Annotated in this window: 17 protein-coding genes and 1 pseudogene; 7 read left to right on the top strand and 11 right to left on the bottom strand. The window is 40.8% G+C overall.

The window, feature by feature from the left end; all coding sequences use genetic code 11:
• Window positions 1-18 precede the first annotated feature (18 nt).
• The 4 genes from FCR06_RS01980 to FCR06_RS01965 all read right to left on the bottom strand — a co-directional run bounded on the left by FCR06_RS01980 (window position 19) and on the right by FCR06_RS01965 (window position 5,009).
• Window positions 19-1,032, bottom strand: coding sequence for an iron-siderophore ABC transporter substrate-binding protein (locus FCR06_RS01980; protein ID WP_138497193.1), 1,014 nt, complete (start codon window positions 1,030-1,032; stop codon window positions 19-21).
• On the bottom strand, window positions 1,020-3,674 hold the full coding sequence (locus FCR06_RS01975) for a TonB-dependent siderophore receptor (protein ID WP_138497192.1): 2,655 nt from the start codon (window positions 3,672-3,674) through the stop codon (window positions 1,020-1,022). The genes FCR06_RS01980 and FCR06_RS01975 overlap by 13 nt, the downstream gene beginning before the upstream one ends.
• Before the next feature lie 226 nt (window positions 3,675-3,900).
• A complete protein-coding gene (locus tag FCR06_RS01970) occupies window positions 3,901-4,569 on the bottom strand; it encodes a 2OG-Fe(II) oxygenase (protein WP_138497191.1) in 669 nt (222 codons plus the stop codon).
• Between the two features lie 128 nt (window positions 4,570-4,697).
• On the bottom strand, window positions 4,698-5,009 hold the full coding sequence (locus tag FCR06_RS01965) for a hypothetical protein (RefSeq protein ID WP_138497190.1): 312 nt from the start codon (window positions 5,007-5,009) through the stop codon (window positions 4,698-4,700).
• A gap of 315 nt (window positions 5,010-5,324) precedes the next feature.
• Here FCR06_RS01965 and FCR06_RS01960 point away from each other — a divergent pair, with 315 nt between their 5' ends.
• A complete protein-coding gene (locus tag FCR06_RS01960; protein ID WP_138497189.1) occupies window positions 5,325-6,656 on the top strand; it encodes a serine hydrolase in 1,332 nt (443 codons plus the stop codon).
• A gap of 224 nt (window positions 6,657-6,880) precedes the next feature.
• Here the strand turns inward: FCR06_RS01960 and FCR06_RS01955 are convergent, their stop codons facing one another.
• Genes FCR06_RS01955 through FCR06_RS01935 form a run of 5 tightly spaced genes read right to left on the bottom strand, consistent with a single transcriptional unit; the run spans window position 6,881 to window position 12,785 of the window.
• Window positions 6,881-7,717, bottom strand: a complete 837-nt coding sequence (locus FCR06_RS01955) for a CheR family methyltransferase (protein ID WP_138497188.1) — start codon at window positions 7,715-7,717, stop codon at window positions 6,881-6,883.
• Window positions 7,717-8,790 (bottom strand): chemotaxis response regulator protein-glutamate methylesterase, encoded by a 1,074-nt coding sequence (locus FCR06_RS01950; RefSeq protein WP_138497187.1) that lies wholly within the window; start codon window positions 8,788-8,790, stop codon window positions 7,717-7,719. The genes FCR06_RS01955 and FCR06_RS01950 overlap by 1 nt, the downstream gene beginning before the upstream one ends.
• A gap of 20 nt (window positions 8,791-8,810) precedes the next feature.
• On the bottom strand, window positions 8,811-10,112 hold the full coding sequence (locus FCR06_RS01945; RefSeq protein ID WP_138497186.1) for a methyl-accepting chemotaxis protein: 1,302 nt from the start codon (window positions 10,110-10,112) through the stop codon (window positions 8,811-8,813).
• Window positions 10,113-10,129: 17 nt separating this feature from the next.
• Window positions 10,130-10,597, bottom strand: coding sequence for a chemotaxis protein CheW (locus tag FCR06_RS01940; RefSeq protein WP_138497185.1), 468 nt, complete (start codon window positions 10,595-10,597; stop codon window positions 10,130-10,132).
• Complete coding sequence (locus tag FCR06_RS01935; RefSeq protein ID WP_138497184.1) at window positions 10,590-12,785, bottom strand: chemotaxis protein CheA; 2,196 nt, start codon at window positions 12,783-12,785, stop codon at window positions 10,590-10,592. The genes FCR06_RS01940 and FCR06_RS01935 overlap by 8 nt, the downstream gene beginning before the upstream one ends.
• Before the next feature lie 584 nt (window positions 12,786-13,369).
• Between FCR06_RS01935 and FCR06_RS01930 the strand changes: the two genes are divergently transcribed.
• The 4 genes and pseudogenes from FCR06_RS01930 to FCR06_RS01915 form a co-directional block, all read left to right on the top strand.
• The gene (locus FCR06_RS01930; RefSeq protein ID WP_138497183.1) at window positions 13,370-13,738 is read left to right on the top strand and encodes a response regulator; all 369 of its coding nucleotides are present in this window, start codon (window positions 13,370-13,372) and stop codon (window positions 13,736-13,738) included.
• 6 nt (window positions 13,739-13,744) lie between these two features.
• Window positions 13,745-14,350 carry a chemotaxis protein CheX gene (locus FCR06_RS01925; protein ID WP_138497182.1) on the top strand — a complete coding sequence of 202 codons (606 nt, stop codon included), beginning with the start codon at window positions 13,745-13,747 and terminating at the stop codon, window positions 14,348-14,350.
• A gap of 54 nt (window positions 14,351-14,404) precedes the next feature.
• Window positions 14,405-16,021, top strand: coding sequence for an ATP-binding protein (locus FCR06_RS01920; RefSeq protein WP_138497181.1), 1,617 nt, complete (start codon window positions 14,405-14,407; stop codon window positions 16,019-16,021).
• A gap of 84 nt (window positions 16,022-16,105) precedes the next feature.
• Window positions 16,106-16,309: pseudogene (locus FCR06_RS01915) on the top strand (IS701 family transposase); the annotation flags it as partial.
• Between the two features lie 250 nt (window positions 16,310-16,559).
• On the opposite strand, the gene FCR06_RS01910 reads toward FCR06_RS01915, so the two are convergent.
• Both FCR06_RS01910 and FCR06_RS01900 read right to left on the bottom strand, forming a co-directional pair.
• On the bottom strand, window positions 16,560-16,856 hold the full coding sequence (locus tag FCR06_RS01910; protein ID WP_223280012.1) for an EF-hand domain-containing protein: 297 nt from the start codon (window positions 16,854-16,856) through the stop codon (window positions 16,560-16,562).
• Between the two features lie 578 nt (window positions 16,857-17,434).
• A complete protein-coding gene (locus FCR06_RS01900; protein ID WP_138497179.1) occupies window positions 17,435-18,013 on the bottom strand; it encodes a TetR/AcrR family transcriptional regulator in 579 nt (192 codons plus the stop codon).
• Window positions 18,014-18,140: 127 nt separating this feature from the next.
• Between FCR06_RS01900 and FCR06_RS01895 the strand changes: the two genes are divergently transcribed.
• Both FCR06_RS01895 and FCR06_RS01890 read left to right on the top strand, forming a co-directional pair.
• Window positions 18,141-19,481 carry a cytochrome P450 gene (locus FCR06_RS01895; protein WP_138497178.1) on the top strand — a complete coding sequence of 447 codons (1,341 nt, stop codon included), beginning with the start codon at window positions 18,141-18,143 and terminating at the stop codon, window positions 19,479-19,481.
• 334 nt (window positions 19,482-19,815) lie between these two features.
• Window positions 19,816-20,046, top strand: a 231-nt coding sequence (locus FCR06_RS01890; RefSeq protein WP_138497177.1) for a helix-turn-helix domain-containing protein, incomplete at its 3' end; no start/stop codon positions are given.

Raw genomic sequence — 20,046 nt, 5'->3', positions numbered from 1 at the left:
AAATATTCGGATGACAGATTAAGTTGATTTTATAGGTTTTGTTAAATATCGGACTAAATCATCTATAATTAGGTTTGCGGAAATTGGACCCATACCACGCCAGTAAGAGCCAACTTCGTAGACCTTTGAGCGCTGTACAACCTTTAACTTATGCCATAGTGGCGATGTCAGTAAATGCTGTTGTATTGATTTAAGATTTGGACTCGCTGCTGACCAATCTTTAACTAGAAATAGGATATCTCCATCAACTTCGTGCAAAAGTTCCTCAGATATAGGAAGAAAAGCATAGCGTCCTCCTAAACGCAAGCGAATGCTTGTTTCAAAACTGAGTAACTGATTTGGCGGACGTTTAATACCAGCATCGCGGAAAACTTCTCCCTCAAAAGAAGCCTTTTCAGGTAGGAAAAGTCCATCACTACGTAATTCAACTACTGATACGACAGTACGCTGATTCATAGAAGCTCTCAACTGTGCTAAACGTGCATAATAGTTAGTCATTAACTGCTGTGCTAAGTCAGTTTTTCCCAAAGCGTCGGCTGTAAAAGTTAAGAACCCTTTCCACGGTGCATTTGAGTCAAAAGTACCTAAAACTGTAGGCGCAATGTGAGACAACAGACTGTAGATGTCTTGATGAGAACTTAAGCCTAAAATCAAGTCTGGCTTGATTCGTAAAAGTTTCTCCAGATTCGGTGATTCAAAACCAATATCTTCAATACCTTTAAGCTTGCCTACTAATTGCTGTAAATCATCTACAGCATCTTTTGAGGCAGCAATGGGCTTAATTCCCAAAGCAAAAGTAGGTTCTAGTAAAGCGGGAACCAAAACAGCAACCCGTTGTGGATGGGTAGGAACCATAGTTTCACCCATGACGTGTTTGACCACGCGCATACTTGTTTTATCGGGTGATTTAGTTGACAGATAATCTTTGTTAGCTGGTAACGTCCACAAGTTACAACTATACAAAAATAAAAGTAGTAACAATGCCATTAAAGATAGCCACTTTTGCATGATTGTTACTTTTACAATTGCCACTTTAAAGTTGCCTCTACCTCGAAAGGTTCACCTCGAAAAACACGATTAAAATTGTACGCGCCTTGGTAATAAAGAACATCAAACAAATTTTGGAAATTGAGTGCTGCCTGGAATTGATTGTGGCGGTAGTATAAAGCAGCATCGGTGCGAACATAACTCGGCAACGTGTAAGTGTTGGTCAAATCACCTTGCCTGTCCCCAAAATAGAACACACCCAATCCACCCCCGAAACCTTGCAATTTACCTTTAGGGATAATATAAGTTGTCCACAAAGAAGCGCTATTTTCTGGAGTATTAGTAAGTAAACTTCCAACTTTAAAAGTGTTGTCACGAATCACACGACCATCAGTATAGTTGTAAGCAGCAATAATATTCCATCCTGGGGCAAGTTCCCCGGTGAAAAATAGCTCAACACCTCTGCTTCTCTGCTCACCAACTTGGATACCATAGGTGGGATCGTTGGGATCTGTTGTTACAATGTTGCTTTGAGTGAGTTGGTACAAAGCGAGTGTTGCAGAAAGTTTATTATCGAGCAAGTCGGTTTTGACTCCAACTTCATACTGAGTACCGCGTGTAGGTTCAAAGGGATTGTTGTTGACATCTGTACCCAAAACTTGATCGAACGAGCGACTATAGCTGGCGTAGAGTGAAACAGGTGGAATCGGTTGATAGACAATGCCTAAGCGTGGGCTAAACGCTGAATTGGATTGGGCGGTTATACTTGAGGGGTCAAAGGTCAGGATCTTTTGCTCCTCAAAGTCACCACGTCCACCCAAGACCAACTTCAAGTTAGGTGCGATCGCTAATTGGTCTTGAAAATAAATTCCTAAGTCATCGATTCTTTCCTTATCTTTGCGACCGCCCAAAATATCTCCTGGTATCTGTCCATAAACTGGATTGTAAATGTCAATCGTCGGAAAAGTTCGGATTATAAAACTGAAAGGTGAAACGATACGTTGATACCAATCAACGCCGATGAGCAATTGGTGTTCTAGAAAACCAGTTTTGAACTTACCCACCACATGAGTATCTTGAGAAAGGTTGCTGACGCTAGTCGGACCCCAAATCTGCTCAAAGCGATCAACAGTACGGTTATCTGCCTCTAAACTAGTTGGTGTGACGTTAGTAGTATAAGGTCGCTCTACAAACGCATAGCTAAAGCTATTGTACAAAGACCACCGATCGCTAAAATTATGCTCAAATCTGTAGCCGGCTCGTCCTACTGTCACCTTCTCTCTGTCTTGCGTCGGATCTCCCACATAGGTGTTAGGAGGAATCTTGCCATTTGGATTTGGTAGTATTGTGCCAATCGCGGGTAAACCCAGAGGGGAGAGTTCCGCTTGTCGTGAATTGAGATACTCCCCGGATACAGTCAACTTTGTGTCACGACTCGGCTGCCAAGTAATCACGGGTGCAAAGAAAGTCCGCTCTGCGTATACATTATTGATATAGCTGCCGGAATTTTCGTAATCTGCATTGAAGCGATACAACAGCTTTTTATCACTCGTCAGAGGACCTGTGAAATCTATAGAGGATTTATATAAGCTATAACTACCGACATTACCCTCTATTGAGTAGTAGGGTGTACTCAAGGGCTGTTTAGTCACTAAATTATACACACCGCCTGGCGAGCCATTACCGTAAAGTACCGAGGCTGGTCCTTTCAACACTTCTATACGTTCTATGTTGGCAAGGTCATTTTGAAATGGAGTGCCAATAAAACTAGTGAGGTTATCTCTCAAGCCATCTCTAAGACTATTTGAAGCCTCAACATCGAAACCGCGAATAATCACACTCTCACCAAGGCGGCTTGGTTCCGAGTTCTGACCAATACCAAGATTTCTCAGCACATCACCAACGCGTTTGTCTGCTTGGTCTTCAATTACTGCTCTTGGGACTACTTGAACCGTTTGGGGAATATCTCGGTTTGGTGTCAGAGTTCTTGTTCCTGTAGTAGTATCAGGGACGCGATAATCGGTGTCTGGTGGAGCAGTCACTTCTAATTCAATTTCTGGTTGGTTCTCCGGCTTTGTCTGCTGTGACGGCGTTGGTTGTTGTGCAGTTGTTGCACTCGGAGTGACTCCAAATACCAACCCCTCAGTTTGGCTATCAAACAACTCAACTACTGGTACTGCTGTTTCTCCAGTCACTGTTAAGCGCAGTGTATTGCCATCTACAGGTGCAACTATCACATTGGCAATGCCTGCTGCTGGTTTCTCTTGTCGAAAATTCCCACCAGCCAATTGCAACTGGGCATTTTTAATCTCTGCAATATAGGAATTACCTTCAGTTCTTCCAGAAACAAACAATTTCTGAGAATTGGGCGTGACTAAAATTACCTCTATCCCTTTATTCGTGGTATTTACTTTCACATCTGTTACCAACATCACCGGAGTTAGTGCTAGGCTAAGTTCGGGGACAGAGTTTTGCTGACGCGGTGTCCTTAATAAGGATGTCGCGCTCTTAAGAGGAGATTGTATATCGTTAAGGTTCAAAATCTGATGACTGAGTTCAACTTGATTAGCTGCTGTCTGTTGGAGTGACAGTTGCCTAGAGGTCCCATTTGCTATCTGCTGGGCTAGAACAGGATGAGTATACGTTACAATTGAGGCAGTTAATAAAACACACTGCCAAAACAACATAGAAAGTTTTTCCAAAACCACTATTACCCCTCACAATTTGCTATTCGCTTTCAAGTCAGCACGCGACAAAATATGCAAAAGATATGGTGATCGCATTAGCAATCAGCCTTTATCTTTTAGCAACAGGAATCCTAATACAATACCAACTATGACGCGCAATACCAATATTTTTGGTGATAAAACTTTGACAAATATTACTGATGCTGATATCAAGCAAATAAATATCTTAGGACTTAGGTGCTGCAAATATAATCTGTAAACTTAAGCGATGATATGCCGCCATTGGTGAGATTGGGGTTATCCGATGCCAGGAGTTATCAGAGCGAACTATGGCTACTGAAGAGTTAATCACAGGAGGATTTTCATAAACGACTGATTCGGGTTGGTTACTAGATAATACACAGAAGCCACCCCCCCACTCCACAGGCCATTGTTCGTGTAAATACAATAGATGAGTCAAGGTCTTGTGTTCAGCATCAGTGTGAGGAAGAAAAGATTGTACAGGTCTGGAATGCCGGCGTTGAAACGATGCAATCAAACTGTGGTTTTCTAAGCTCAATCCTGACAATTCTTCCATGATTTTTCGATAAGCAGGTGACCACAGTTCTTCAACGATTAGTTTCTGCCAAATCTCACTTAGATATTGAATCGGAAAACTTACCATTCCCTTGTCAGGGTTACTATACCACCCAGAGTTTTCCTCTATGATTTCCCCTTTTACAAAATCTGGGTTACAAAACCAACCATCATCTCTTTCTAGAAACAGTTCTACACTTGGGAAGCTTTGGATCAGCTCTTTAGATGCGTCCTCGTCGATAATATTTTCAAAGTGCATCCAATAATAAGGACTTTTATGAACCACTCCATTCTGTAAAGCATTCCAATTTAATATCATAAGTTAACACCGCTTTTATTCTAAGCTTGATAGCATGAAAATTTGGAACGGGAGGCTAAAGCTGCTTACGCTGTTGATAACGACGTAAGGAATCACGCAATCGATTCTGACTTGTAGATGTCGTAGAATCAAGTTTCAACTGGCGTTGATGGCGTAGTAACTGGGATAATTCGATTGACTTCTCGAGGTATTCCGAATTCAATACCAGGCTCGTTCAGTAATCGTTCAACAACTAAATTATCATCTCTGGGTAAATCATTAAGTTGGTAGATTTTTTTGACAGATGTAATAGCATCAGCAGCGCGATCGCGAAAATTCTGTGCAGTTACTCGCAGCATCGCTCTTTTCTGAGGCGTACAACTGCTGAGGATCAGGCTAATGATAGAAGTTAGTATACAAATTTTCCATAAATTTAATTTTTTAATTGTATAAAGTCTCATAAAATCTACTGCTTTGTAACTCAAATAAAGTAAAAATTTTTACTATTTATTCTTATATAGTGTGGAAGTAATTCTAAATTTTGCTACGTCTGAATTAAATCTTTTTCTGGATTATAGGAAAATTATCCGAAATAATACTTATTAATTTAAAGTATTATAAAATAATACCTCAGGAAATATACTAGTAAAATTAAATATTCTTAACCGATACTATTTGCGATTTTTAATAATTTACAAAACTTTTTATAAGTGTGCTTTAATGGTGAGCGGCTTTTGCTGGTTCATGAATTTTCATCACACGAAAAGCAATCACTAATGCTCCTCACACACAAAGAAATGATTTTAAAAGCAAGCTGGCTTCTACCTAGCTTTTTGAGTTTGTTCCTGTTTGGCTCTAGTGTCAAAGCTGCGGCGATCGCCAATTGGCATTTCGATCCCAATGACAATCATCTAGATTTCACTACAGATGTAAATGTTCAACCTAAAATCCAACTACTGACAAATCCTACCCGTCTGGTAATTGATTTGCCTGGAGTTACATCAGGAAATCCACAGACGAGCGAAATCGGGTCGGTAATTCAAGACATTCGTATTGGGCAGTTGAATGCACAGACTACCCGTATGGTAATTACCTTAGCATCGGGTTACACCTTCGACCTAGCACAAGTAAAACTGCAACAACAATCTCCCGATCGTTGGTCTGTACAGTTACCCCAACCAGTACCACTGACTGCAACCCAGCCCAAATTTTTAGAAATAACTTCTGCTAATACTTCTACAACAGTGGGTAATTCTCTGTTTGCAGATGTGGTTCCTATGCATTCACCAATGAAAGCACTCGAACCTGAAGTTAAAGCCTTGATGAGTCGCTACAGTTTTCTGAAAACAGGAATGTTTTTTCTAGATTTAGATACTGGCGATTATCTCGATATTGGAGGCGATCGCGTTTTCCCCGCTGCAAGTACGATTAAACTGCCAATTCTCATCGCCTTTTTCCAAGATTTAGATGCTGGTAAAGTCACCCTAGAAGAAAAGCTAACCATGCGCCGTGACTTAGTGACCAACGGTTCTGGAACTATGCAGTATGAACGAGTTGGTAATAAATACACGGCTTTAGAAACCATCAGCAAGATGATTACCATCAGTGACAATACCGCCACCAACATGATTATTGATCGCTTGGGTGGGGCAGCGAAACTGAATCAGCGCTTTCGCAGTTGGGGACTAAAAGACACAGTAATTCGGCATCTTTTGGCTGACTTGAGAGGAACCAATACCACTAGTTCTCAAGACATGGCGCGGGTGCTGGCTTTGTTAGTTAATAACAAGCTAGTTTCTTTACAAAGTCGGGAGCAAGCCTTAGATATTCTGCGTCACACCACTATTCACACACTGCTTCCCGCAGGTTTGGGGAAAGGTGCAGTTATCGCCAACAAAACCGGAGATATCGGCTTTCTCATCGGCGATGCAGGATTTGTAACTATGCCTAGTGGTAAGCGGTATCTGGCGGCTATTTTCGTCACGCGTCCTTATAAAGACTCCAGGGGAAGAGACTTTATCCGTCAAGTTTCCCGATTAGTCTACGATTACTTAAATCAGCCGAACCCGGTGGCTGCGGTTGACTCGTCTAATAGTGCTACGAGGTAAAATAAGCGATCGCTTCGGTATACCCTCTTGCCCTTAGGAAAATCATAACAATGATTTTCCTAAGTAATTGTCTGACAAACTTATTTTTACTTATTCACTTAAAATCTGTTAGAGGTTTTTTGATTGAGTAAATTAGGCAAATACTGAAAGAGCCATCGAACTCACGTCAGGTTATGGCTGTTTTATGCTTAAAAACTTTTTGCTACAAAAACAAGAATATTCACTTAAACATTGTGCAATTGATAGCAGATACTCTTGTTAAATGAAACCTGCTTGAACGAGCCATCCAAGTTGATAGTCGTCTCGGCGCTACCGAGAAAAAGGTAGCCATCTGTCCTTAATTGCTGTTTTACTTTTGTGAGCAAGGCTTTTTTAGTCGCTATATCATAGTAGATTAAAACATTGCGTAAAAATATCACATCGATTTCGGGAAGGGATGACCAAGATTGCATCAGATTGAGCTGATGAAACTCTGCCATTTGGCGAATTTCCTCCTTTATTTGCCAGCTATTATCTAGTCGGTGAAAGTATTTGTCACGCAGATTTTTAGGTAGTCCCCGCTTAATTTCAAGTTGGTTATAATGCCCTTTTTGAGCACGCGCTAAAACCTTGGTAGAAAAATCGCTAGCAATTAGCCTAACAGACCAATTGGTAAGTAAGGGAAAATGTTCGCGAATTAGCATCGCAATGCTGTAGGGTTCTTGTCCATTAGAGCAACCAGCGCACCAAATGTTTAGCGATCGCTCAATTGCTCGTTTTTCGATTAACTCTGGTAGGATGTATTGTTTGAGGGCTTCAAAAGGGTGACGATCGCGAAAAAATAAGGTTTCATTAGTGACTAACGCTTCGATTGTCTGAACGTGAAGATTGTTAAACGGTTGAGTTTGTAGATGTGCCACCAGTTCAGCAATGGCAGCGAATCCTGTTGATTCTGCAATTGGTTGTAAGTGTAACTCCGCTAAATAGATTTTCTCAGCAGACAAGACAACTGCTGTATGCTCGCCAACTAATTGACGAAGATAATCAAAATCATTGGTACTCACACCCTTAGTCTGTTTCATTACAGACCCGAATTAGGAATTTGATTGTAACGAATTCGGCGCATAATTTCACTTGGCATTTGGTCAAGGCTAACAATTCCATCCGCCAGTCCAGCATTAACCACGAAACCAGGCATTCCCCACACCACGCTACTAGCTTTGTCTTGTGCAAGCACTTGTCCTCCTGCTTCGCGGATGCACTGACAGCCATGTAACCCATCTTGCCCCATCCCTGTGAGGATGACTGCCATTGCCCCGGCACCATAAACCTCTGCTACAGAGCGCAGCAGAACATCTACTGAAGGACGACAGGAATTTTCCCTCAGTGCTTGATGAGTAGCAAGTCGAACTACACCTTTATCGCGTTGTACGACCAAATGAAAATCTCCTGGTGCAATCCAAGCTTGTCCGGGTTCTAATACCGCTCCAGGAATTGCCTCATTCACTCGGATTTGACATTTAGAAGCTAATCGTTCAGCTAATAGTTTCGTAAACATGGGGGGCATATGTTGCACAATCAAGATCGGAACTGATAAATCGGCTGGAAACTCTCTAAGCATTACAGTTAGGGCATTAGGGCCGCCAGTAGAAACCCCAATCGCCACAACATCTACTCGGTGGAGATTGGTAGAAGCGGGAAAAACAACTCGATGACCAATCTTGCTTGGTATGGGAAAGGGAGTAGTTCCTCTACCAAATACTTTGATTTTGGGAATTAAATCCTCTTGAATATGTTGATTTATCGCCTCTATACTTTTTAAATTAGTGGGTTTTGTTGCATAATCTGAAGCCCCTAAAGACAGAGCTTCGAGGGTTGCTGTAGCCCCAGCCCACGTAGAGGTACTGAACATAATTACTGGCAGGTGGGGATAAATTTGTCGAATAGCAGACAGAGTTTGTAAACCATCCATTTCTGGCATTTCGATATCGAGGATCGCAACATCGGGATTGAGCTGAGAAATTTTGGCAAGGGCGATGCGACCGTTAGCAGCGACTCCTACCACTTCTAATCCCGGATCGATGGACAAAATCTTACTGACTCGACTGCGAACTAGTACCGCATCATCAACAATTAGTACCCGGATCTTGGGCATTGGAGATTAGGGATAAAAAACTAATAAATGAACTGGCTGACGACTTTTTGCAAATCTACTGCCATGCGAGATAATTCTGTAGCTGCCTGTAAGGTATTACTAGTTCCAACTGTCGTATTTTGAGTATTTAATGCGACAACTGTGATATTTTTGGCAATATCAGATGTTCCTTTTGCAGCTTCACTAATATTGCGGCTAATTTCATTCGTAGTTGCTGTTTGTTCTTCAATAGCGCTTGCGATCGTGCTTTGAAAGTCGTTGATTTGATTGATAATATCAGTAATTTGAGTAATGGCTTGAACGGCAGCTGTTGTATCAGTTTGAATCGCTTCAATGCGCTGGCTAATATCTTCAGTGGCATTTGCTGTTTGTTTAGCTAATTCTTTCACCTCGTTTGCGACTACAGCAAATCCTCTACCTGCATCTCCGGCTCTTGCTGCCTCAATTGTGGCATTGAGCGCCAGCAGGTTTGTTTGCCCAGCGATCGCAGTAATAACTTTGATTACTTTACCAATTTCGATACTGCTTTGACCAAGTTTATTAATTGTTTGATTCGTGCGATCGGCGGTTTTAACTGCTTGATTGGCGACTTTTGCCCCTTCGATTGTGGTCTTAGCAATTTCTTGAATGCTGGCATTCATCTGTTCTACAGCAGTCACAATTGTACTGCTATTCTGGCTCACCTGTTCGGCAGAGGCAGATGCGGAGATTGCCTGTTGAGCGGTTTCTTCAGCGTTTTGAGTCATTTCTTTGCTGACTACGGTCAATTCTTCTGATGAGGACGCAACTGCTGTCGCCACCTCTGCCATTTGTCTGATTGAAGACCTCAAACTACTAATCATCTGATTGGCATTATCCGTGACCTGCTTAAATTCTCCAGCGTTGCTTTCCTCAATTTGTTTGGATAAATCTCCTTGGGCTACTAGTACCGTGACTTCATTAATACTTTTTATCTGCTCTGTTAAATTTGTAGACATCTGGTTAAAGTTATCGACTAATTCTCGCCAACTCCCGTGCGCTCCTTTAACCACAGCTTGAGAACCGAGCTTCCCTTCAGTACCAATCTCGAATGTCAAGCGAGAAATTTCTTGGGTAAAGTTTTGGTTTATACTTACCAATTCATTAAAAACCGAAACAATTTCACTCAGTTCATTGTTTTCCACAGGTAAACGGACGCTAAAATCACCGTTTTTTGCGGCTTTAAGTGCTAATAATAACGCTTGCAGTTGCTCTTTTATTACACCGTCATCGTTCGACGAAGTGACACTATTCTCCAAAGGAGATTTAGAGTTGGCTGTTTTTGCAGCCCGATTTGTAGTCATTGTCAAGCGCTCCTCAATTACTCAGTAACCTGATTTATCAAATTAACATCTAGAATTTTTTCAGCATCTAAAACTAGCACAAATCCATCTGGGAGAGGATAAGCTCCTGCTAGCATCGAAAGCATTTTACCTTTTAAAGTTGCGGGTGGAGGTTGAAACGTCTTCTGTGGGAACTCTAAGACATCACCAACATTATCCACGAGCAGACTGACTACTTCATCGTCAGAACGGACAATGATATTAAATCCTGGTGGCTGCTCTACAAGTTTTATATTTGATTGTGTCTGCGGCTCGCCCATTTCTAAGCGGCGTTGCAAATCGATTACAGTAATAATTTGTCCGCGTAAATTAATCAAGCCGCAGATATCTGCTGGAGCTAAAGGTATACGAGTTATTGCTTGGGGGCGAATCACTTCTTGAACCTGTAGCACGTTAATACCAAAAAAAACTTCTTTAAGAAAAAATGTGCAAAGTTGTTCAGCCATTAGTTATTAATTGCAACAAATGAGGGTTAGCAATCCGAATTACAGCTTCAATATCAAGGATTTCTGTAATTTGACCCTGAAATACAGCGCACAAAAGTACACCCGGTCTACTAGACACACCTGTAATTGTCAGTGGTTCTTCCACAATGTCAACAATCCGCTCTACCACTAGTCCAACAGTCAGTTCTGAGGAGGGCGAGACAATCACTATCGGGAGAGTCTGTGCCACACTTGCCTGAATCAGATCCTCAAGATGATTGTGATAATTATCAGAAAAGACTTTGTAGAGGTCAATTAGTGGCAAAATTTTTCCGTAAGACTGCATGACATAGTGATTACCCACTTTCTCTACCGCAGAACATAGAATCTCTTGCAGCCGAAAAGCAATCGTCAGGGGAATACCCATGCGAGCGCCTTCCGGCCCCTCAAATAATAATATTGTTTGACGAGGGATAACTTGGTCTTGGTCTTTTGTTGCATTTTCAAGTAATAACTGCTGCTTTTTGGCGGTTACACCAGATCGGTTTGCTAGACCAACAATATCAATAATTAATGTAACTGTGCCATCCCCTAAAATAGTGGCTCCGGCAAATAAAGATAGCGCTTTTAACTGTTTTCCCAAAGGTTTTACCATAATGTCTTGGATGTCTTCAATTGTGTCTACAACCAAGCCAAATTGATAGTTATCAACTTGCACAATTACTAGACTGAGCATTTCTAAGTTGGTAAAACTATTAGAGATTTGCAATACTTGATCGAAATAAACCAATGGCACCAAAGTCTCACGCAAGCGGTACACAGGTACGTCGTAAAACATCTCAATCTGCTCGATTGCTTGTGCTTCTAAACGTACCAGTTCTTGGATACTTGCTTGGGGAATAGCATAGCGATCGCCGCCACTGATGACAATTAATGCTGGAATAATCGTTAAAGTCAGGGGAATCTTAATTTTGAATGTCGTTCCTTGTCCTTGCTGGCTATCAATTTCAATCGTGCCGTTAATTTTCTCAATATTGCTCTTGACAACATCCATCCCGACTCCACGCCCGGAAAGCTTTGTCACTTGTGGTGCAGAAGAAAAGCCGGGTAAGAAAATTAAGTTTATCGCTTCTGACTCACTCATGGAAGCGGCTGGTACAGCGCTCAATAAACCAAGTTGCTGCGCTCGTTGAGTAATTTTTTTTACATCTATTCCCCGTCCATCATCGCCAATTTCAATATTGACTTTGCCGCTTTGATGAAAAGCTCTAAGAAATAACCGTCCCACAGTTGGCTTTCCACAAGTTGTCCGCTCGGCTGGTGACTCAATACCATGATCTATACAGTTGCGTACTAAATGAGTCAAGGGGTCTTTAATAGCTTCAATAATACTTTTATCCAGTTCAGTATCTACTCCCTCCATGTCAAGCTTCACTTGTTTACCGCAAGCGATCGCTAAATCCCGCGTCACACGAGGGAACTTTTGCCAAATGGTATTAATTGATTGCAGCCGAGTCTTCACAATCTCTTCCTGCAACTGGGATGTCAAAAGACTCAGGTGTTGGCAAGTGGCAATAAAGCTACTATCCTTAAACTTTGTACTCAAGGCGATCGCCTGATTACGGGTTAAAACAAGTTCACCCACGAGGTTCATCACCCGATCTAGTTGGTTAACATTGACTCGGATAAAAGCAGATTCCGATGCTGTCAGGATTGAGACTTCCGGGAATTCGCGATCAAAATCGACCTCACTATTTGTAGTATTTAGATTCGGTTGTGAGGCTTGCGTATTCACCGCAGATGTGACCGTTGGCTGCTCAGTTGACTGTAATTGAGTTAAAGTTTTAATCAGCGCTGAATAATCGCGATCGCCCTCATCCCTACTCGCTTCAATTTGGAACAGAATCTCTCGAATGCTATCAAGTATTTGCAGTAGTGCGTTAACGATGGCAGCGGTAATTGCTAATTGCCCAGTCCGTAAAGATGAGAGCAAATTTTCCCCTGCATGAGCAAGTGATTCTAATTTAGGAAATGGTAAAAAGCCGCAGTTTCCTTTAATTGTGTGGAGTGAGCGATAAATCCGAACCAATGCTTCTTTTTGTGCTGATACTTTTTCTAACTCGAGAATATCTTGTTCAATTTGATTCAGATTTTCATAGCTTTCAATCAGGAATGCTTCTATATCATCGTTAATTTCAGTTAACTCCATTGCCTTATCGGTTAAAAATTATATCTTTTGTCTTCGTGCTAATTTAGTTTTTTTATCTTAACAATCTACTAATTTTAGATAATATTTAGATTTTTCATGCTCAAAAGGTAATGTTATTGTAATGCTAAAATAATCAATATGCAATGTCCTCGTTGGTATACAACTCCAACTTTCAATAATCGTTTTACTGAATGCAAGCAATGTTACAAATGTAAACAAGGCGAGCGTCAGTTCCTCGAATATTATTGACTTTAATGCTACTCAACTGATGTCAAGCAATTATGTCTCAAGATATATGTAAAAGGTATGAGTCTGACAAAAATCGAGGGAGCAACAGATATACCACGCTACAATTTTGCATTAGCTTGGTCCAGCTAGGATTGATTTAGATGAAATTTAAAATACTTAATTGTTTTTATCTATACTATATACTATTTAATAACTGTCAAAGTAATTATTTATTAAATATTTTTAAATTGATAAACGGGATTAAATTATTTTAGAGTAAAAAAGTCATTTTATTAAATATATTATTTGACTGACATCAATCAACAATTATTGAGCTTAAACATCAAAGGATACAAATGACAACATTAGTTTTGATTATTGACGATGCAGCTTTTTCCCGCAGAATGATCCGAAAATTTCTGCAAGTAGATGGTTACGAATTTATAGAAGCAACTAATGGGCGTGAGGGATTAGAATTAGTTCAGAAGCACAAGCCCAATTGTGTGTTAGTTGATCTACTCATGCCAGAGATGAATGGGTTTGAATTTCTCCAAGCTCTACAAGATGAAGAATTAAAAATTCCCACAATTATCATCTCAGCCGATATTCAAGAAGGGGCACGCAATCAAAGTTATAGTCTGGGGGCAGCTAACTTTATTAATAAACCACCAAAACAAAATGAATTGCGAACAGCAGTCCAGCAAGTTGTTAATACTAAGGAATAAGTTTCGATGAATGTAACAACAGAACAACTTGATGCGCTGCAAGAGCTGATTAATATTGGAGTTGGTCGAGCAGCAAGTCTACTAAATGAGATGATAGACTCTCATATCAGTCTGAAAATTCCATTTGTAAAAGTATTAACTGCCACTGAAGCCTATCATGAATTAGCTGCACGATTTCATGATGATAGCTTGGCATCTGTAAGACTAGGCTTTACAGGTTCTTTTTCTGGTGGTGCTGGTTTGATTTTTCCTACTGAGAGTGCATCAACACTAGTTGCAGTGCTTACAGGTGAAGAACCAGGATCGGCTGATCTAGATGCAGTGAAAATTGGGACTCTGAGCGAGATTGGTAACATTGTGATCAATGGGGTAATGGGTTCACTCAGTAATGTACTCAAGCAGCATCTTAACTATACAATACCTGTTTACTTAGAAGATACGATTGAAAACTTGTTATTACCTACAGATCAAAGCGATTCTAAAATCTTGCTGGCACAAGCTCGATTTATCATTGAGCAATTAGAAATTATTGGGGATATTATATTAATATTTCATGTCGGCACTTTTGATGCACTAATCGATGCAATCAATGAGGAAATGGCAGTAATGTAATAAATAATATTATAAATGGACTGAAGAAAAATATTGAAAAATTTGTTCAAACTAATGAATATTATAGAACAAGCTGATGAACAATTTAAACTTTTAGATAAAATTCCTTTAGGAGCTTTTGTTATCCAGTCAGATTACAGCGTCATATTTTGGAACTGCTGTTTAGAGGAGTGGACAAAAATTTCTAGAAGTAAAATTTTAGGAAATTCTATTTATGAATATTTTCCTCATCTGAATCACCCTCGTTATACTAGTCGCTTAGATCAAGTTTTTCAAGGTGGCCCCCCGGCAATTTTTTCTTCTCAATTGCATCAATATGTTATCCCTGTGGCGCTATCTCCAAACAAATATCGCATTCAGCACACAACTGTAACTGCTGTGTCTGCATTGGAAAAAAATAAGTTTTATGCCCTTTTTTCAATTGAAGATTTCACAGATTTAACATTTCGAGTCCAAGAATATAAAAACTTACGAGACCAAGCCTTAGCAATAGCCCAAGAGCGGCAGAAAGCGCAACAAGCAGCTGAGGTAGCAAACCGCATCAAAGATGAATTTTTGGCAATTGTTTCTCACGAACTTCGTTCTCCTCTTAATCCCATTTTGGGTTGGGCAAAGCTACTGAAAAACCGCTCATTAAACGAAGCTACTACTGCACGTGCCATTGACACAATCGAACGAAATGCTGTGTTACAGGCTCAGTTGATTGAAGACCTGTTGGATATCTCGCGCATTCTTCGAGGCAAGCTAGCACTTAATTTAGAAACCGTTAATCTTGCTTTTACTATTGAAGCTGCGTTAGAGACAGTGCAATTAGCAGCAGAAGCAAAGTCTATTCAAATAAATCTTCATCTGGATCTAGGAATTGGACAAGTCAGAGGTGATAGTAGTCGTCTTCAACAAGTTGTTTGGAATTTACTCTCTAATGCCATTAAATTCACACCATCCGGTGGACAAGTTGAAGTCTACTTAGAGCAAATAGATTCTCAGATACAACTAAGAGTCTGCGATACAGGTAAAGGTATTAATCCTGATTTTCTGCCACATGTATTCGAGTATTTCCGTCAGGCAGATAGTAGTACAAGCCGAAGTTCAGGCGGATTAGGACTTGGTTTGGCAATTGTGCGTCAACTTGTGGAGTTACATGGTGGTAGAGTTTGGGCACAAAGCCCAGGTGAAGGGCAAGGCGCGACATTTACAGTTTCTCTACCAGTGATGCAGCAGAGCGTGGAATTAAAAATGGAAGATCGGAGCATAGCTGAAGATTCTTATCCATTGGGTATGCTTTATGCTCCACTACAAGGGCTACGCTTGTTAGTTGTGGATGATGATGCTGATACGCGGGAGTTTCTTGCCTTTCTATTAGAAGAGCAAGGAGCGATCGTCACCAGTGCAGCATCCGCGGGCGAAGCACTTTCTTTAATAGTACAGTCAAAACCAGATCTGCTGTTGAGCGATCTGGGTATGCCAAAAGTTGATGGCTACACTTTGATTAAAAAATTGCGATCGCTGCCTGCTCATCAAGGTGGAGAGATTCCAGCGATCGCCCTAACTGCTTATGCCGCAGAAACTACCCAAAAACAGGTTTTAACAGCTGGATTTCAACTCCATATCACTAAACCAGTTGACCCCGCAAAACTAGTGGCTGCAATTGCAGCACTTGTTCAGACTTGACTTGTTAATGGGACTTAAATAAAAGTTAAGAGTGAAAAAGAGTATAATGCAATCTCAGCATAGGTTTCACGTTGAAAAAAGCTGATGAAAGAAACTACCCCCGCAGCCATGACTCCATGCTTTGAAAGATGGTGTCAGCGATATGATGATCTGTTTACTCATAAAGCTCAAAAAAGAGAGTTTAGAGATTATATAGGGGGATTATTAGGTGAAAGTGAAACAAACAACCTGTTTCAAATCGCTTCTAATGGTGTAGGTGTGACTTACCACCGATTACACCACTGTCTTGATGCAGTCGCTCATGGGGGAAACCCCCAAGAGCGCGCTACATCGCTTTTTAACCGAAGCGCCTTGGTCTAGCGATCGCGGTCATTGTCTAATCCATCACTGAAGATTAGCTATATCTCTAACTGGTATTGAGCCGAGATATGAGTAAGTGCGATCAATGAATAAAGCCCCCGGATTTCCGTGATGAGAAAATGCTGGGGCTAACGTCTGGGTTATTAGATAGTGTGGGTAACTTGGCGATTACTGGGGATTAATCTTCTAAATTACCTACAGCTGAAACAGCTGTTTTTAATTCTTCAAAGGAAAGGCTACCGTCTGAGTCAGAATCATACTGTGTTAGCAGATTGTTGAAATTTCCGGTCTCAGCTAACGTTGATAAGTACAAAGCCTGATTCTTATTTGAAATAAGTTCATCAATGTTGACCTTGCCATCACCATCTAAATCTAATTCGTTAAAAATCTCTTGAAGCTCTTGCTCGGTTACCATAATATTCTTTGTGATTAAATTTTCAATCTTAATCTTTTCAAAATTTGGACAAAAACTCAAATCCTTGTGTGTTTATCCCTGGTAGCAATGTTGCCTAAGCCCCATTTTTGAAAAATTTCTTGCGCTGTAAAATTTTTTTAAATAATCTACGGTAAACTTATCGGTTTACAATCTTAAGGCTGACAGTGCGATCGCTTTGGGTCAAGGGTATCTGACTTTTCACGGGATGTAGAAAGGCTAAAAGATATCACCCAGCGCATTAAAAAACGTCAGCTATGGAAAGAACCTCGCATTTCAAAGCAGCTAGAAAACCTGATAAACAAGCTAGAAGCATTGCTAGGGGATGAGTGAATAGGTAAATGCCCTGACTCAACGTTTACAATCTCGCTGGAAAGATTTCCCGACGCAGAGCATTGGTACAGTTCACACGTTCCAAGGTGGTCAGAAGTCAGTAATAATTTTCTCGATTATAAGCAACGAAAAATCAAGCTTTTTCAGCCTCTATTTCCGTTTTCGTTTTTATCTCGGCCAATGCCAATTTGGGACGGGCAGCGCGAAATAATCGCTTTCATGAGCAGTTTTCGGTGCTTCCATAGAGGCTTGATTTTCAGGGATCAGTGAAATGAAGTAGCTTTGTTCTACTTGATTAAAAGGTGCAAAGCACGACGAACATATACTTCCCAAGCCTCAGTCTGAGGTTGAAAAATTTGTGCATAGAGCATGATTCCACTCATAGTGTCAAAAACTAAACTAGGGTCTAAATCTGCGTGGACTTCATGTCTCACTTTTGCCCGTTCAATTACAACAGCAAAAGCTTGCCGTCGAGGTTGCAGATATTTTGTCCAATAAATTTGAGCAAACTGAGGATTAGTTGAGGCACTACTGATAATCATAGCAACAGTCTGCCGTCCCAAAGGACTAAGCGTAATTTGCGCGGCACTCTCAATCAGAGCATCAATATCATCCCAAAGATGACCAGTGTCAGGGATAGTAACTTCTTCTCTAAAACTCTCTATCGCCGATGCAATAAGTTCTTCTTTCCCTTTGTAGCGCCGATAGATAGTAGGCTTGCTAACTCCTGCACGGACTGCAATTGCGTCAATGCTTGTACGTTCATATCCTACTTCTGATAGTAGTTCCAAACTTGCTTGCAGAATGGCTTGATGAGATTGAACGTTGCGAGGTCGTCCGGGTGAATTTTTAACGGGTTTACTCATGCAATTATGATTTTAAGCCACTAGGAACTAGACAACTTGCAAAGAATTGCTGAGTTGACATTCTTTCATATTTTACGATACGGTATCGTAAATAAAAGTTTTTTATTTAATAAAAGGCGTGAAAAACATGGCTAGCCTTTTGACGCAGCAAACACTCCCATTACCTCCTGGCCGCTTGGGTTTGCCCATCATTGGGGAATCTATCAATTATTTGCGAGATCCAGCCCGTTTCATTAGGCAGCGACAAAAGCAGTATGGAACAATTTTTAAAACTCATCTGTTTGGTCGTCCAACGATTGTCTTAATTGGGGCAGATGCAGCCCGTTTTCTATTCACCAATGAAAGTCAGCGATTCGAGATGACCAATATTACAAGTTTCGAGGTGTTACTAGGAGCAAACTCGATTGGAGTGAAGACGGGTAATGCTCACCAAACACTTCGTAAACAGTTGCTTCAAGCCTTTGTCCCAAGAGCGTTAACTGAGTACGCCATAACAATGGAAGACCTGACCCGTCGTTATTTGCATCAGTGGGAATGCATGAAAACGTTGACTTGGTATCCCGAACTTAAAAAATATACACTTGATATTGCCTGTAAGTTGTTCGTAGGTCTTGATACTGCTTCAGATGAAAACTTGGAAAAAGTTTATGAAGCTTGGAGCGACGGATTATTATCCATTCCGATTCGATTTCCTCTTAGCAAGTTTGGGCGTGCCGTTCGTGCGCGAGAGCAGCTTCTTGCGCGAATTGATGAGTTGATTGTTCAACGTCAAAAACAACCTGCTGTCTATCGTGATGTTTTAGGAATTCTGTTGCAAGCACAAGATGAGGATGGAAATCGTCTGAGTATTGAGGATGTCAAAGATAACGTGTTAGCAATGCTTGTTGCCGGACATGAAACTTTAACCTCAGCCTTAACTTCCTTATGTCTTCTGCTGGCTCAACATCCAGAGGTTTTGCAAGCAGCGCGTTTAGAACAAGCGCAGTTTGTCCAAACACAATTGCTTACACCTGAACATCTTAAGCAAATGACTTACCTTGAGCAAGTACTAAAGGAAGTTCTACGGATGCTGCCTCCAGTCGTTCGCAGTGGGTCGCGTAAAGTGCTTGAGGAGAGCGAGTTTGGTGGATATCATATTCCTAGAAATTGGGATGTCTTTTACCAAATACAAGAAACTCATCAAGACCTGAATCTTTACGCTCAACCTGAAAGATTTGACCCGCAGCGTTTTGCTTGTGAACGCACCCAGGACAAACAAAAGGTCTTTAGCCATATTCCTTTTGGTGGTGGAATCCGAGAATGTTTAGGCAAAGAGTTTGCTAGGCTGGAAATGAGACTGTTTGCTGCGTTATTGATTCGTGACTATGAATGGGAAATACTTCCTGGACAAAATTTAGAACGGTTAGTGCTACCATTCTCCCGTCCTCGTGATGGTTTTAAAGTAAAGTTTTGGCGACGTGAAGACTAACAAGGGGTAAAAATAGCGAAGACACATTTTACCGCCACGCAAAGCTAAAAAAACTTGCTGTGAAAGAGTTACAAAAATAAAATCGCTCTTGTCACCCCAAAACGGATAAAAAGCTTATTTTGGCTGTATCAGTAAAGCTATAAGTTAGGCTAGATGAATTAGCGCAAGCTATACCCCAAGAGGCTTTTACAGAAATTGAACTCAACTTAGCTAAACGTGATGACTGTGAACAGTGAGATATTTTTTGTCAGTCCTTTAGAGAATTATTAATAGACCTCTTGCAAAAATATTTTATGGTATGATATTGGGTTTTGTCGCTTGAATCAATCTACTTATGCGATACGAGCAAACAAAAAAGTTATCGAATCGGCAGTTCAAACGTTTGGTTGGGGTGCAACAACGCACGTTTGATGAAATGATTAAGGTGTTAAAAGATGCAGCTAATTTGAAGCAAACACGAGGTTATCCAAACAAGTTAAGCTTGGAAGACCAAGCTTTAGTTTGCTTACAATATTGGCGGGAATACCGAACTTACTTCCACATTGCTAGTGAGTGGGAAATATCA

The sequence above is a fragment of the Nostoc sp. PA-18-2419 genome (genome assembly GCF_005869855.1).
GTDB lineage: Bacteria > Cyanobacteriota > Cyanobacteriia > Cyanobacteriales > Nostocaceae > Nostoc.
This window is presented reverse-complemented; position numbering and strand designations above follow the sequence as displayed.

Coding starts and splice junctions, on each gene's coding strand:
- FCR06_RS01900 (WP_138497179.1), bottom strand. CDS start 18,013: ATGAGTAAACCCGTTAAAAATTCACCCGGACGACCTCGCAACGTTCAA.
- FCR06_RS01975 (WP_138497192.1), bottom strand. CDS start 3,674: ATGTTGTTTTGGCAGTGTGTTTTATTAACTGCCTCAATTGTAACGTAT.
- FCR06_RS01970 (WP_138497191.1), bottom strand. CDS start 4,569: ATGATATTAAATTGGAATGCTTTACAGAATGGAGTGGTTCATAAAAGT.
- FCR06_RS01965 (WP_138497190.1), bottom strand. CDS start 5,009: ATGAGACTTTATACAATTAAAAAATTAAATTTATGGAAAATTTGTATA.
- FCR06_RS01945 (WP_138497186.1), bottom strand. CDS start 10,112: ATGACTACAAATCGGGCTGCAAAAACAGCCAACTCTAAATCTCCTTTG.
- FCR06_RS01920 (WP_138497181.1), top strand. CDS start 14,405: ATGAATATTATAGAACAAGCTGATGAACAATTTAAACTTTTAGATAAA.
- FCR06_RS01950 (WP_138497187.1), bottom strand. CDS start 8,790: ATGCCCAAGATCCGGGTACTAATTGTTGATGATGCGGTACTAGTTCGC.
- FCR06_RS01925 (WP_138497182.1), top strand. CDS start 13,745: ATGAATGTAACAACAGAACAACTTGATGCGCTGCAAGAGCTGATTAAT.
- FCR06_RS01960 (WP_138497189.1), top strand. CDS start 5,325: ATGCTCCTCACACACAAAGAAATGATTTTAAAAGCAAGCTGGCTTCTA.
- FCR06_RS01930 (WP_138497183.1), top strand. CDS start 13,370: ATGACAACATTAGTTTTGATTATTGACGATGCAGCTTTTTCCCGCAGA.
- FCR06_RS01940 (WP_138497185.1), bottom strand. CDS start 10,597: ATGGCTGAACAACTTTGCACATTTTTTCTTAAAGAAGTTTTTTTTGGT.
- FCR06_RS01895 (WP_138497178.1), top strand. CDS start 18,141: ATGGCTAGCCTTTTGACGCAGCAAACACTCCCATTACCTCCTGGCCGC.
- FCR06_RS01935 (WP_138497184.1), bottom strand. CDS start 12,785: ATGGAGTTAACTGAAATTAACGATGATATAGAAGCATTCCTGATTGAA.
- FCR06_RS01955 (WP_138497188.1), bottom strand. CDS start 7,717: ATGAAACAGACTAAGGGTGTGAGTACCAATGATTTTGATTATCTTCGT.